The following is a 13168-nucleotide window of genomic DNA, read 5'->3' as shown; positions in this document are numbered from 1 at the left end:
GAGAGGTTGAAGGGATTGCCAGACATCATTCGCGGATTCTTTAGGCATCCTGAATGCGGGTTTGTGAACTAATTTTGTTTATTGCTTAGTATCTTCGTTCATTGTCCTCGCTTTTCGCTGCCGGCATGCTCGTCTTGTCGGCATCTGCATCAGCCCAAATTTCTGGAGACAGCATCAAAATCGGGCTCGTCGTCGATCTTTCGAGTCTTTATGCTGACGTCACAGGGCCTGGCTCTGTCGAGGCTGTCAAAATGGCAATAGCCGACATGGGCGGGGCCATCAACGGCAAGAAAATCGAATTTCTGTTCAAGGATTACCAAAACAAGGCCGATATTGCCGCGAATATCGCAAGACAGTGGGTTGATCAGGAAGGAGTGGATGTTCTGCTGGCTTCCAGCAATTCCAGTGCGGCGCTTGCCATGGCCAAAATCGCGCAGGAAAAGCAAAAACCTTTGCTGGTGCTGAGCACGGGCACGTCACGCCTGACCAACGAGGATTGCAACCCCTACACCATCCACTTCGGCGCCGACACGACTGCGGTGGCGCGAAGTACCGGCGCGGCGATCGTCAAACGCGGCGGGAAAACCTGGTATTTCCTGACGGCCGATTACGCTTTTGGCGCCTCGCTCGAAAAAGACACGGCAGACGTGGTCAAGGCTAATGGCGGCACGGTGCTGGGCAGCGTAAAGCACCCGATTGCCGCGTCGGATTTTTCTTCCTTCCTGCTCACGGCTCAGGCTTCCAAAGCGCAGATATTGGGCCTGGCCAATGCTGGCGCCGATGCCATCAATGCGATCAAAGCTGCACACGAATTTGGCATCAACAAAACCATGCAGCTTGCCGGCATGCTCTTGTTCGTCACCGACATCCACAGCCTCGGACTGAACGTCACGCAAGGCATGTACCTGACCGACAGCTGGTATTGGGATCAAGACAACGAATCGCGCACCTGGGCCAGGCGCTATTTCGAGAAAATCAAGAAAATGCCCAACATGATCCACGCTTCGAGCTATTCCGGAGTGCTGCACTATCTGAAAGCCGTCAAGGCGACGGGCACGGACGACGCCGACAAGGTTTTGGCTGCCATGAAAAATACCCCCGTGAATGATACCTTGATCAAAAAGGGCACGATACGCCCAGATGGCAGAATGGTCAGTGACCTGTATCTGCGCCAAGTCAAATCGCCGGCCGAATCCAAATACGCCTGGGATTATTACAAAGGCGGCGACACAATCTCCGGCGATCAAGTATTCACGACCAAAGCCGAATCCCGGTGCAGCTATTGGAAATGATGGCTGCGCCAGACACCCGACAACAGATGCCATGACGATCCCTGTGAGCAGCTTTCAATTCACCGTCACCGACGCGCTCTACAAAAACGCCGTGATCCGCGCGGCGGACATCGCCGTCGAAGACGCCGAGCGCCGCCTCACCTACGCCGAACTGAACCGGCGCGTCAACCAGCTCGCGCACGCGCTGGCGGCGCGCGGCATCGAGCGTGGCATGCGCGTGGCGATACTTTCGGAAAACAGCATCGCGTACCTCGAACTGGAGCTCGCCGCAGCCAAGCTCGGGGCCATCGTGCCGTGCCTGAACTGGCGCTTGTCCGACAGCGAGCTGCTGCATTGCATCCGGCTCACGTCGCCCGCTCTGATCTTCGTCTCGGCACGCTTTGCTGCGCAGCTGGGGCGCATAGACCACGGCGTGCCGCAGGTCGTCCCGATCGAGGCCGAATACGAAGCGTTGCTCGCCAGTGCCCCCGCCACCGAGCCCCAGGCAACGCCCGAGCCCGAGGACGGCCTCGCGATCCTCTACACGAGCGGCACCACGGGGCTGCCCAAGGGCGCGCTCATCAGCCAGCGCGCCATGGTGGCGCGTGCGCAGGCGTTTGCGGGCGAATACGGCATTACGTCTGCGCACAACTACATCGCCTGGTCGCCGCTTTTTCACATGGCCGCAACCGATTTTGCCCTGGCCACTTTGATGATCGGCGGCAAGGTGATCGTGCAGGACGGGCTCGACGTGGACAGGCTCTGCGCCACGCTCGAGCGCGAGCAGATCGGCTGGCTCGTGGCCATGCCCGGGATGATCGACGTTTTCATCGACGGTCTGCGCCGCAACGCCACCAAGGCGCGCGGCGTGCGCATGGTCGGAGCCATGGCCGATTTGGTGCCACTGCAGCAGCTCGCCGAACTCACGGGCCTTTTGAACGCGCCTTACCTCAACAGCTTCGGCGCCACCGAAACCGGGCTCGCGCCGGCTTCGGGCGCCTTGCTCGCACCCGGCGAGGTGCCGCGCAGCCTGGCCAAGCGCGAGTCGGGGTTTTGCCGCATCCGCCTCGTCGATGCGGACGATCGGGAGGTGCCGGTGGGCGTGCCCGGCGAGCTCGCACTGCGCGGCCCTACGCTGTTTTCGGGCTATTGGAATGCGCCCGAAGTCAACGCGCACGATTTTCGCGGCGGCTGGTTCCACATGGGCGACCTGTTCGTGCGCCACCCCGACGGCACGCTGGACTTCGTCGATCGCGCCAAATACCTCATCAAGTCGGGTGGCGAAAACATCTACCCCGCCGAAATCGAGCGCGTGCTGCTCGCACACGAAGCCGTCGCCGACGCCGTGGCCGTGCGCCACCGCGATGTCCGCTGGGGCGAAGTGCCCATCGCGCTCGTGGCGCTCAAGCCCGGCGCCGCCCTCGACGCGCAGGCCCTGTTGCAATGGTGTCGCAGCCAGCTTGCGAGCTACAAACTCCCCAAGGAAATCCGTTTCGTCGCGCTCGAAGACTTCCCGCGCAGCAGCACCGGCAAAATCCAGCGCCATGAGATCGAAAAGCGCCTGGGGCGGCCCGAAGGCTGAACAAACGCAGCGCTTCATCATCCCTTTCATACCTTGCACCATGTCCACCCTTGCCCCCATTCCAGACGCCGAAAAAGACCCGCGCGTGAAAGCCGTTTTCGACGACATCTGCGCCACGCGCAAAACGGATTTCATCAACAACCTCTGGCATGCGCTGGCGTTCGATCCAGTGCTCCTGGAAAGCACCTGGGCTGAGGTCAAGCGCATCATGGCCACGCCAAGCACGCTCGACCCCTTGACCAAGGAGCTGATCTACATCGCCGTATCGGTCGCCAACGGCTGCAGTTATTGCGTGCACTCGCACACGGCGGCCGCGCGGGCCAAGGGGATGACGGCTGCGCAGCATGCGGAGTTGCTGTCCATCATCGGCCTGGCCGCCAAAACCAATCAGATTGCCAACGCGCTGCAACTGCCCGTTGACCCCGCATTTGACGCCAGCGCATCGAAATAAGCTTATCCGCATAAGCGCAAGAAAAAACTGTAGTTTGTTTTCATAAAAAGCCCGCCTACATTCGCTGTCATACCCGATGCAGCGCAGGTAGGCGGGCTTTGTCGTGGGTGCTTTGGCCCATGCGTTTGCCGCAGCGTGCGCTTGCAGCCCATGCTTTCGTGCAGACGTTTCATGTACCAATACACCGCTTTCGACCAAGAATTCATCCGCCTGCGCGCCGCGCAGTTTCGCGACCAGTTGCAGCGCTGGCAGGCCGGGCAGCTCAGCGACGAGCAGTTTTTGCCGCTGCGCCTGCAAAACGGCTGGTACGTGCAGCGCCATGCGCCCATGCTGCGCGTGGCCGTGCCGTATGGCGAGATCAGCAGCGCGCAGCTGCGCGTGCTCGCGCGCATCGCGCGCGAGTTCGATCAGCCGGATGCCGATCTGTTCGCGCAGGCGCAGGCCGCGCAGGATGCGCTGCAGGCCTCGCAGCCGGGGCTCACGCTCGCGGCGCCGCCCTTGAAGTGGGGCTACGCGCACTTCACCACGCGCACCAACGTGCAGTTCAACTGGATTCCCCTGGCGCGCGCGGCCGACGTGATGGACTTGCTTGCGAGCGTGCAGATGCACGGCATACAGACCAGCGGCAACACCATCCGCAACATCACCTGCGACGCGCTCGCGGGCATTGCGCCCGACGAGATCCTGGACACGCGGCCGTTTGCGGAAATTTTGCGCCAGTGGAGCACGCTGCACCCCGAGTTCGCCTTTTTGCCGCGCAAGTTCAAGATCGCCTTCAGCGGCGCCGCCGAAGACCGCGCCGCCACGGGCTGGTACGACATCGGCCTGCGTGCAGTGCGCAGCGAGGCGGGCGGCGTGGGCTTTGCCGTGAGCGTAGGCGGCGGCATGGGGCGCACGCCCGTGATCGGCACCGTGGTGCGCGAATTTTTGCCCTGGCGCGAGCTGCTCAACTACACCGAGGCCGTGGTGCGTGTCTATAACCGCTACGGGCGGCGCGACAACAAGTGGAAGGCTCGTATCAAGATACTGGCCAAGGCCGAGGGGCAGCGCTTCATCGACGCGGTGGAGGCCGAATACCAGGCCATCGTCACACACGACGGCGCACCGCACACCATCAGCGACGCCGAGCTGGCGCGCGTGCAGGCGGGCTTTGCCGTGCCGCCGCTCGCGCCGGCAAATCTGCCCAGCAGCACCGACACGGCCAGCACCGCCTACCAGCGGTGGCTCACGCAGAACGTGCGCGCGCACCGGCTGCCGCAGCTTGCAGCCGTGACGCTGTCGTTCAAGCGTGCGGGCTGGGCGCCGGGCGATGCGGATGCCGACACGCTGCAGGCGCTGGCCGACCTGGCCGATCGCTTCAGCGCGGGTGAGGCGCGCGTCACGCACACGCAAAACCTGCTGCTGCCCTGGGTGCACCAGAGTGATTTGCCCGCGCTGTACGCGCAGGCGCGCGCACTGGGCCTGGCGCAGCCCAACATCGGCCTGCTCACCGACATGATCGCGTGCCCCGGCGGGGATTTTTGTTCACTCGCGAACGCACGCGCGATCCCGATCGCCGCGGCGCTCACCGAACTGTTTGCCGACATCGACGAGGTCAGCGACCTCGGGCCCATCGACCTGCACATCAGCGGCTGCATCAACAGCTGCGGCCACCACCACAGCGGGCACATCGGCATTCTGGGCGTCGATAAAGACGGCAAGGAGTGGTACCAGGTGACGCTGGGCGGCTCCGACGGCTCGGCGCTCTCGGGACCGGCGACGCCGGGCAAGGTGGTCGGGCCCGCGTTCAGCGCGGCCGAGGTGCCGGGCGTGGTCGAGGCGATTTTGGACAGCTACCGCGCGCTGCGCCTGCATGCGAACGAGCCCTTCATCGCCACGCTGCGCCGCGTCGGGCACGAGCCCTTCAAGACCGCGGCCAACGGCGCACGCCTGGGCGAGCACCGCGCCGCGCACGCTGCACACGCCGCCGAAACCAGCGCCGCATGAACCCCGGTTTGAAAACGACCCCAGCCCCAGAATGATCAAATTGATAGCTGCCAGCGCCCACCAGACGGGCGCAAACGCCCCAAAAACCTTGCAAATCGCGAACGACGCCGAGCTCGCCGACCTGGCCGCGGCGGGCGCGCTCGAAGGCGTGGAGCGCATCGAATTGCACTTTCCCAAGTTCACCGACGGGCGCGCCTTCAGCCAGGCCACGCTGCTGCGCCGGCGCTACCGCTTCGCGGGCGACTTGTGCGCCACGGGCGAGGTGCTGATCGACCAGTTGCTGCAAATGGCGCGCTGCGGCTTCAGCAGCGCCGTGCTGCCCGACGACACCGACTGGGCCGCGGCCGAGCGCCAGCTGCGCCGCTTTGCCGGCTTCTACCAGGGCGACGCGCGCACGCCCGCCCCGCGCTTTGCGCGCGTCAGCACGCCGGAGGCCGTATGAACAATGCTTTTTCTTCCATAGCGTCGGCACCGCTTGCCTCCATGCACGCGCAGGGAACGCAGGAAACGCAAGCCGAGGGCAGCGCCATCGCGCTCTACGCGCACCCCTCACCCGACTTTGTCGCCAAGCTCGACGAAGCCGTGCGCACGCTGCAGCGCGCCGCGGCGCAAGGGCCCGTGGTGCAGGCCAACAGCCTGGGCGCCGAGGACATGGTGATCACCGACCTGATCAACCGCCACGCGCTGGCCGTGGGCATTTTCGTGCTCGACACGGGTGCGCTGCACGCCGAAACGCTCGCGCTGCTTACGCAGCTCAAGGCGCAGCAGGCCAGTCATCCGCACGCGCCGCTCACGGTCTATCGCCCCGACGCCGAAGCCGTCGCCGCCTTCGTGCAGCGCGAAGGGGCTGAGGCCATGTACCGCAGCATCGCGCTGCGCAAAGCCTGCTGCGCCGTGCGCAAGCTCGAGCCGCTGGCGCGTGCACTTGCGGGGCAAAAGGGCTGGATCACCGGCCTGCGGCGTGAGCAGTCGGGCGCGCGTGCCGACGTTGCCCTGATCGACGAGACCGAAGTGCCGAGCAAGGGCCTGCGCAAATTCAACCCGCTCGCGGCCTGGAGCTGGGGCGACGTGTGGCACTACATCGCCACCCACGACGTGCCCACGAACGCGCTGCACGACCGTTTTTACCCCAGCATAGGCTGCGCCCCGTGCACGCGCGCCGTCACCCTGGGCGAGGACTTTCGCGCCGGCCGCTGGTGGTGGGAGGATGAACAGGTCAAGGAATGTGGCCTGCACGTGAAACAAGGGGAAGCAACAGCATGAATGCCCGCACCGACACCCAATTGCTGCAAACAGCGGCCCCGCCCGCGCCGCACCAGTTGAGCAACGCGCACCTCGACGCGCTCGAAGAAGAAACCATCTTCATCCTGCGCGAAGCCGCGGCCGCGTTCGAGCGCCCGGCGCTGCTGTTTTCGGGCGGCAAGGATTCGCTCGTGATGCTGCGCTGCGCTGAAAAAGCTTTTGTGGATAGAAAGGGCACCTGCGGTACCCGGGGCCGCATCCCGTTTCCGCTGTTGATGATAGACACGGGGCACAACTTCCCCGAAGTCACCGATTTTCGCGACCAGCGCGCCGCCGAGCTGCAGGCCGAGCTGATCGTGCGCAGCGTCGAAGACAGCATGGCGCGCGGTACCGTGCGCCTGGCGCACCCGGGCGAGAGCCGCAACGCGCACCAGTCGGTCACGCTGCTCGAAGCCATCGAGGAATTTCGCTTCGACGCGCTGCTTGGCGGCGCGCGGCGCGACGAAGAAAAGGCGCGCGCCAAGGAACGCATCTTCAGCCACCGCGACAGCTTCGGCCAATGGCAGCCCAAGGCGCAGCGGCCCGAACTCTGGACGCTGTTCAACACGCGGCTGCAGCCGGGCGAGCACTTTCGCGTGTTTCCGATCAGCAACTGGACCGAGCTCGACGTGTGGCAATACATCGCGCGCGAGCACATCGCGCTGCCCAGCCTCTACTACGCCCACCTGCGCGAAGTGGTCGAGCGCCGCGGTCTGCTCGTGCCCGTCACGCCGCTGACGCCGCCGCGCCCGGGCGAGCAGGTGCAAACGCGCAGCGTGCGCTTTCGCACCGTGGGCGACATCACCTGCACCTGCCCGGTGGAGAGCAGCGCCGCCACGCCCGCCGACATCGTGCGCGAAACCCTGGCCGCCGAAGTCAGCGAACGCGGCGCCACGCGCATGGACGACCAGACCAGCGAGGCGAGCATGGAAAAGCGCAAGCGCGATGGGTATTTTTGACGGGTTGGCGCCAACGCCTAAGCCCACCGACGCACCGTTGATGCAAACAAGCAAACGACCATGAGTACTACCGAATCAATAGCTGCCAGTGAACGTCCTACCTTGGCTAGTGGCCAAAATGATGCCAAACTTTCAAACGAGGGTGCGCGCGCGGCGGCGCTGCGCTTCATCACCTGCGGCTCGGTCGATGACGGCAAAAGCACGCTGATCGGGCGCCTGCTGCTCGACAGCCGCGCCGTGCTGCAAGACCACCTGGCGGGCGTCACGCGCGGCGGCACGACCGACCTGGCACTGCTCACCGACGGCCTGCAGGCCGAGCGCGAGCAGGGCATCACCATCGACGTGGCCTGGCGCTACTTTGCCACCGAGGCACGCAAATTCATCATCGGCGACGCGCCGGGGCACGAGCAATACACGCGCAACATGGTCACCGCCGCCTCGCAGGCCGACGCTGCCGTGGTGCTCGTCGATGCCACCAAGCTCGACTGGCGCAACGCTGCGCTCGCGCTGCTGCCGCAAACGCGCCGCCACACGCTGCTGCTCGACCTGCTGCGCGTGCCCTCCATCGTGTTTGCGATCAACAAGCTCGACGCCGTGGACGACCCGGCGCTCGCGTATGCGCACATCCGCACCGCCTTGCAGGACTTTGCGCGCGCGCGCGGCATCACGCCCACGGCCATCGTGCCGATCTCGGCGCTCGAGGGCTGGAACGTGGTGGACTTTGAACATGCGCACGCCGGCTGGTGCGGCTACCAGGGCGCCAGCCTGCTGCAAGTGCTCGAGCAGTTGCCCACCACGCCTGCCGACGCGGCGCTGCCGCTGGCCCTGCCCGTGCAGTGGGTAGAAAAATTCTCCGCCTCGGCCGACACCTCGCGCGGGCGGCGCGTGTTCTGGGGCCGCGTGGCCGCGGGCCAGGTGCACGAGGGCATGGCGGTGCAGGTCTTCCCCAGCGGCCACATTGCGCGCGTGGCGCAGGTGCTGGACGCCGTGCGCACGCCCGGTGCCGTGAGCGCGGGCCACAGCGCCGGCGTGGTGCTGGACCGCGAAGTCGATGTCTCGCGCGGCGACTGGATCATGGCCGCGCCCGCCGCTGCGGCCACACCGCAAGCGCCACACGACGACTTCGACACGCCCACAGCACCCGCGACTGCGCCCGTGTGGCCCGCACGGCGCGACTTCACCGCCACGCTCGCCTGGATGGACGACGAGCCGCTGCAGCCGGGCCGCGTCTATTGGGCGCTGCACGGCCACCGCTGGGTCAAGGCCAAGGTGCAGCGCATCCTGCACCGGCTCGACATCCACACCCTGGCCGCGCAAGAGGCCACGCAGCTCGAGCCCAACGCGATCGGCCAGGTGCAATTGCTGCTGCAAGAGCCCATCCCCGCCGCGCCGTTTGCGCAGGCGCGCGTGCTCGGCTCGCTCATCCTCGTCGACACCGCAAGCCACCGCACCGCGGCCGCCGTGCTGGTGCAGTGACCCGACACCACCCTGACATAGATCAGCCCCTACTTCCCTTGGAACCATGAGCGCCCGCATAAAATCGCGGGCTTTCACCCACCGGCAACCATCCGTCATGACCCACGTCGTTACCGAAAACTGCATCAATTGCAAATACACCGATTGCGTGGACGTGTGCCCCGTCGATTGCTTCAAAGAAGGGCCGAACTTCCTCGTGATCGACCCCGACGAGTGCATAGACTGCGCGGTCTGCATCCCCGAATGCCCGGCCAACGCCATCTTTGCCGAAGAAGATGTGCCCTCAGACCAGCTCGCGTTCATCAAGATCAACGCCGAACTCTCCCGCGCCGCCGGCTGGAAAACCATCACCAAGCGCAAGGCTCCGCTGCCCGATGCCGACGAATGGAACGGCAAGCCGGGCAAACTCCAATACCTGGTGCGCTGAATAGGATCAGCGGCGCGGAACTGGCGGCCATAGCTTCTGCCAGAGCCTCCCGCTGTATTGCGCCCTTCGCCGTTTCGCGCCACCTTTCTTTGCCGCCGTGCCAGAACCCCGCGAGCACCCCATTGCCGATGCCGTGGTCATAGGCGCGGGCCCGGTCGGCCTGTTTCAGGTGTTCCAGCTCGGCCTGCAAGGCATACGGGCGCATGTCGTCGATGCACTCGCGCACGCCGGCGGCCAGTGCACCGAGCTCTACGCCGACAAGCCCATTTACGACATCCCCGGTGTGCCGCGCTGCACGGGCAGCGAACTCGTTGCGCTGCTGCTGCGCCAGACGGCGCCGTTCGCGCCGCGCTGGCAGTTCGGCTGCCTCGTGCAGACCTTGCAGGCGCAGCCTGACGGGTCGTTCGTGCTGGGCTGCAGCGACGGCGCGCAACTGCACGCGCGCCAGGTCTTTATCGCCGCGGGGCTGGGCGCTTTCGTGCCAAAGCGTTTGCCGCTGCCGGGCCTCGAACGCTTCGAAGGTCGCCAGGTTTTCTACGCCAACGCGATTCCCGCTCCCGCCGCGAGCGCGGGCCTGCAGGTGGTGGTGCACGGCGGCGAAGAAAGCGCCGTGGCCCAGGCCGTGGCGCTGGCCGAACGGCGCCAATGTGCCGGCGGCGACGCTGGCGCCGGCGCGCCCGCCAGCGTCACGCTGCTGCACCGCCGCGACGTGTTTCACGCGCCGCCCGAGCAACTCGCGCGCCTGCAGCAGTTGCGCGATGCGGGGCTGCTGCAGGTGGTGGCGGGGCAGATCACGGGCTTTCAAACCACCCGTGAAGCCCGCGTCGAGCACCAGACAAAACAAGTCACCGAACGCATCGCCTGCCAGGACCTGAATGCAAACGGCGCGCCCGCCGAACGCCTGTGCGCGCTCGAGTTGCTCACCCCCGCGGGCCAGACCGAGCGCCTGCCGCTCGACCAGTTGCAGGCACTGCTGGGCATCTCGCCGCGCCTCGGGCCCATCGCCGACTGGGGCTTGGCGCTCGAGCGCAAGCAGTTGCGCGTCGATCCGGCGACCATGGCCACCAGCGTGCCCGGCATTTACGCCGTGGGCGACATCAACAGCTACCCCGGCAAGCGCAAGCTGCTGGTCTGCGGCTTCCACGAAGCCACCCTCGCCGCCTGGGCCGCCGCCGAGGCCCGCGCGGGCCAGCCCCTGCCGCTGCAATACACGACCACCAGCCCACGGCTGCAAGAACGCTTGGGGGCGCGGGTGCACGAATGAGTGCGGACAACGCTGGCGCCCGAGAAGCAGCCTATCCCGCCGCCGTCTCGCCCCACGCATCCACAGCCCGGTGGTACTGACGGCCTTTTGGAGCAAAGCACGATGCCAAACATGAGCCACACCCCCGCCTCTCTCGCCGACCTGCGCAAAAGCTATGAGCGCGCCGAGCTCAGCGAAGAGGCCTCGCACGCCGATCCGCTGCTGCAATTCGATCAATGGATCAAAGAGGCGCTGAACGCCCAATTGCCTGAGCCCAACGCGATGACGGTGGCCACCGTGGGCAGCGATCTGCGCCCCAGCACGCGCGTGGTGTTGATCAAGGGCTACGACGAGCGCGGCATCGTCTGGTTCACGAATTACGAAAGCCGCAAAGGCCGCGAGCTCGCGGGCAACCCCTACGCGGCGCTACAGTTTCATTGGGTCGAACTCGAGCGCGTGGTGCGCATCGAGGGCGTGGTCGAGAAGGTCAGCGCGGAAGAAAGCGACGCCTACTTCCACAGCCGCCCGCTCGATTCGCGCATAGGCGCGTGGGCGAGCCCGCAAAGCCAGGTGATCCCGAGCCGCAACGTGCTGCTTGCCAATGCCGCACGCTACAGCGCGCAATTCCTGTTGCGCCCGCCGCGCCCGCCGCATTGGGGCGGCTACCGCTTGAAGCCCGACCAGTGGGAATTCTGGCAGGGCCGCAAGAGCCGCTTGCACGACAGGTTGCGCTACCGCAAGGAGGCGGACGTTTGGGTACGCGAGCGTCTTGCCCCCTGAAGCCCGACCCCCCGCGTCGTTGCGCGCATCGCCGGCGTCACTTGGGCAAGAAGCTGGCGACCAAGTCGAAGAACTGCTTGTAGAACTTCTTTTCGGTGACCGTCGTGCTGGAAACTTTGACCAGCGAATCCGCACTCTTGCTCCACGGCAGCGAAATGCCGCCGCCCCCCACGCTCACGCTGGCGCCACCCGAAACCTTTTTGAGCTTGTAGCGGGTTTCGATGGCGTTCACGAACACCGTTGCGCCGCGGTCTGCGGCCTTGCAGATCACGCTGAAGTCGAGCACGGCATTGAGCTCTTCCTCAGGCTGAAACTCCTTGTGCGCATGGATGGTGGTTTCTTTGGCTTCGTCGATGCGGTAGCCCTGGCTCAGCAAGGCGCGCAGCGCTGCGTCGCAAGCCTCCTGCTCGCCCGTGGCGTAGGTTCTTTGGTAAGGGGAGTCCTTTTTGAACTGCTCCTCCTCATACACCGGCCGCGTGCCACAGGCCGTGCAGGCAAGTGCCAGCGCCAGCGCTCCCACACGCATCCCGCGCTTTTTCCCGTAGTGCATGCTTTTCATGGCGTCAAAGTAGAGAAATGAAAACGCCAATGTTCGCATGTAAAAGCCCGCTCAGGAGGACTGCAGCGCACGCCAGACGGTTTTTCCGCCGCTGGCCTTGTCGATCTGCGCGAGGATTTCCTCATGCGCGGCGATCTCCTGCGCGCTTGCGCGCAGCACAGGCAGCGCAAAGCCGCGCAGGTCGATGCGTGCACCGCCCGTGCCGGAGCCCTCCTGCACCTCGTCGAGAATCAGCAGCGCATCCTGTCCGCGCGTGAGGTGGATATAGACCTCGGCCAGCAGTTCGGCGTCGAGCAGCGCGCCGTGCAGGGTGCGGCTGGAGTTGTCCACGCCCAGGCGGTCGCACAGGGCATCGAGCGAGTTGCGCTTGCCCGGAAACAGCTCCTTGGCCATGGCCAGCGTGTCGGTGACGCACGCGACGAAGTGCTGCAGCGGCGGGTGGCCCGCAAGCTCCAGCTCCTTGTTCAGAAAGCCCACGTCGAAGGCCGCGTTGTGGATGATGATTTCGGCGTCGCGCAGGTATTCGATCAATTCTGGCGCCACGGCCGCGAACTTGGGTTTGTCGAGCAAAAACTCGTTGCTGATGCCGTGCACCTTGAGCGCGTCCTCGTGGCTTTCGCGCTCGGGATTCAGGTAATAGTGCTTGTTGTTGCCCGTGCGCTTGCGCGCGAACAACTCCACGCAGCCGATTTCGATGATGCGGTCGCCGCCTTCGGCGGAAAGGCCCGTGGTTTCGGTGTCGAGAACGATCTGGCGCGTCATGGACTGGCTTGGTGCACCTTTTTCAGTGCTTTTCCTTGGCGTGGTTGATCGAATACTTGGGGATTTCCACCGTCAAATCGCGCGCCCCGACGATGGCCTGGCACGACAGGCGCGACTGCGGCGTGAGGCCCCAGGCGCGGTCGAGCAGGTCTTCCTCGTCCTCGTCGGGCGGGTTCAATGAATCGAAACCTTCGCGCACGATCACGTGGCAGGTGGTGCAGGCGCAGCTCATCTCGCAGGCGTGCTCTATGGGGATATCGTGCTCGAGCAGGGCCTCGCAAATCGAGGTGCCCGCGCTCGCGCTGATCTCGGCGCCGGCCGGGCAGTATTCAGGGTGGGGCAGGATTTTGATGACGGGCATGCGGGACTCTGGAGGGTCGCAAAAAAGAGT

The 13168-nt window shown here is 65.3% G+C and carries 14 protein-coding genes; 11 read left to right on the top strand and 3 right to left on the bottom strand.

What is annotated here, in order from left to right:
- The first annotated feature begins 125 nt into the window (after positions 1-125).
- The 11 genes from DFR45_RS08330 (at position 126) to pdxH (ending at position 11456) form a co-directional block, all read left to right on the top strand.
- Positions 126-1292, top strand: coding sequence for an ABC transporter substrate-binding protein (locus DFR45_RS08330; protein ID WP_114483255.1), 1167 nt, complete (start codon positions 126-128; stop codon positions 1290-1292).
- Between the two features lie 31 nt (positions 1293-1323).
- On the top strand, positions 1324-2853 hold the full coding sequence (locus tag DFR45_RS08325) for a class I adenylate-forming enzyme family protein (protein WP_114483225.1): 1530 nt from the start codon (positions 1324-1326) through the stop codon (positions 2851-2853).
- Positions 2854-2893: 40 nt separating this feature from the next.
- Entirely contained in the window at positions 2894-3304 is a 411-nt protein-coding gene (locus DFR45_RS08320; protein WP_114483254.1) for a carboxymuconolactone decarboxylase family protein, read from the top strand.
- 171 nt (positions 3305-3475) lie between these two features.
- Complete coding sequence (locus DFR45_RS08315; RefSeq protein WP_114483224.1) at positions 3476-5290, top strand: nitrite/sulfite reductase; 1815 nt, start codon at positions 3476-3478, stop codon at positions 5288-5290.
- 34 nt (positions 5291-5324) lie between these two features.
- Complete coding sequence (locus DFR45_RS08310) at positions 5325-5732, top strand: DUF934 domain-containing protein (protein ID WP_114483253.1); 408 nt, start codon at positions 5325-5327, stop codon at positions 5730-5732.
- Positions 5733-5773: 41 nt separating this feature from the next.
- The gene (locus DFR45_RS08305) at positions 5774-6553 is read left to right on the top strand and encodes a phosphoadenylyl-sulfate reductase (protein ID WP_199755304.1); all 780 of its coding nucleotides are present in this window, start codon (positions 5774-5776) and stop codon (positions 6551-6553) included.
- Complete coding sequence (cysD, locus tag DFR45_RS08300) at positions 6550-7530, top strand: sulfate adenylyltransferase subunit CysD (protein WP_114483222.1); 981 nt, start codon at positions 6550-6552, stop codon at positions 7528-7530. The genes DFR45_RS08305 and cysD overlap by 4 nt, the downstream gene beginning before the upstream one ends.
- Before the next feature lie 60 nt (positions 7531-7590).
- On the top strand, positions 7591-9006 hold the full coding sequence (locus tag DFR45_RS08295) for a sulfate adenylyltransferase subunit 1 (RefSeq protein WP_114483221.1): 1416 nt from the start codon (positions 7591-7593) through the stop codon (positions 9004-9006).
- A 97-nt stretch (positions 9007-9103) separates the two neighbouring features.
- A complete protein-coding gene (gene fdxA / locus DFR45_RS08290) occupies positions 9104-9433 on the top strand; it encodes a ferredoxin FdxA (RefSeq protein ID WP_114483220.1) in 330 nt (109 codons plus the stop codon).
- Between the two features lie 97 nt (positions 9434-9530).
- Positions 9531-10697: an NAD(P)/FAD-dependent oxidoreductase gene (locus DFR45_RS08285; protein WP_114483219.1), complete on the top strand. Its 1167-nt coding sequence runs from the start codon at positions 9531-9533 to the stop codon at positions 10695-10697.
- A 111-nt stretch (positions 10698-10808) separates the two neighbouring features.
- Positions 10809-11456, top strand: coding sequence for a pyridoxamine 5'-phosphate oxidase (pdxH, locus tag DFR45_RS08280; RefSeq protein WP_114483218.1), 648 nt, complete (start codon positions 10809-10811; stop codon positions 11454-11456).
- Between the two features lie 37 nt (positions 11457-11493).
- Here the strand turns inward: pdxH and DFR45_RS08275 are convergent, their stop codons facing one another.
- The 3 genes from DFR45_RS08275 to fdx are packed head-to-tail and all read right to left on the bottom strand — an operon-like array spanning position 11494 to position 13138.
- A complete protein-coding gene (locus tag DFR45_RS08275; protein ID WP_158637000.1) occupies positions 11494-12015 on the bottom strand; it encodes a DUF2242 domain-containing protein in 522 nt (173 codons plus the stop codon).
- Positions 12016-12066: 51 nt separating this feature from the next.
- Complete coding sequence (gene dnaQ / locus DFR45_RS08270; protein WP_114483216.1) at positions 12067-12777, bottom strand: DNA polymerase III subunit epsilon; 711 nt, start codon at positions 12775-12777, stop codon at positions 12067-12069.
- A gap of 22 nt (positions 12778-12799) precedes the next feature.
- Positions 12800-13138: an ISC system 2Fe-2S type ferredoxin gene (fdx, locus tag DFR45_RS08265; protein ID WP_114483215.1), complete on the bottom strand. Its 339-nt coding sequence runs from the start codon at positions 13136-13138 to the stop codon at positions 12800-12802.
- Positions 13139-13168: the final 30 nt, after the last annotated feature.

The sequence above is a fragment of the Extensimonas vulgaris genome (assembly GCF_003337425.1).
Lineage (GTDB): Bacteria > Pseudomonadota > Gammaproteobacteria > Burkholderiales > Burkholderiaceae_C > Extensimonas > Extensimonas vulgaris.
Note: the sequence above shows the minus strand (reverse complement) of the source record. Positions and strands in the feature narration are given on the sequence as shown.

Excerpts from the sequence above, each read along its gene's own strand:
- dnaQ (WP_114483216.1), bottom strand. The coding sequence starts at position 12,777 with ATGACGCGCCAGATCGTTCTCGACACCGAAACCACGGGCCTTTCCGCC.
- pdxH (WP_114483218.1), top strand. The coding sequence starts at position 10,809 with ATGAGCCACACCCCCGCCTCTCTCGCCGACCTGCGCAAAAGCTATGAG.
- DFR45_RS08275 (WP_158637000.1), bottom strand. The coding sequence starts at position 12,015 with ATGAAAAGCATGCACTACGGGAAAAAGCGCGGGATGCGTGTGGGAGCG.
- DFR45_RS08315 (WP_114483224.1), top strand. The coding sequence starts at position 3,476 with ATGTACCAATACACCGCTTTCGACCAAGAATTCATCCGCCTGCGCGCC.
- fdx (WP_114483215.1), bottom strand. The coding sequence starts at position 13,138 with ATGCCCGTCATCAAAATCCTGCCCCACCCTGAATACTGCCCGGCCGGC.
- DFR45_RS08305 (WP_199755304.1), top strand. The coding sequence starts at position 5,774 with ATGCACGCGCAGGGAACGCAGGAAACGCAAGCCGAGGGCAGCGCCATC.
- fdxA (WP_114483220.1), top strand. The coding sequence starts at position 9,104 with ATGACCCACGTCGTTACCGAAAACTGCATCAATTGCAAATACACCGAT.
- DFR45_RS08295 (WP_114483221.1), top strand. The coding sequence starts at position 7,591 with ATGAGTACTACCGAATCAATAGCTGCCAGTGAACGTCCTACCTTGGCT.
- DFR45_RS08320 (WP_114483254.1), top strand. The coding sequence starts at position 2,894 with ATGTCCACCCTTGCCCCCATTCCAGACGCCGAAAAAGACCCGCGCGTG.
- DFR45_RS08325 (WP_114483225.1), top strand. The coding sequence starts at position 1,324 with ATGACGATCCCTGTGAGCAGCTTTCAATTCACCGTCACCGACGCGCTC.
- cysD (WP_114483222.1), top strand. The coding sequence starts at position 6,550 with ATGAATGCCCGCACCGACACCCAATTGCTGCAAACAGCGGCCCCGCCC.
- DFR45_RS08330 (WP_114483255.1), top strand. The coding sequence starts at position 126 with ATGCTCGTCTTGTCGGCATCTGCATCAGCCCAAATTTCTGGAGACAGC.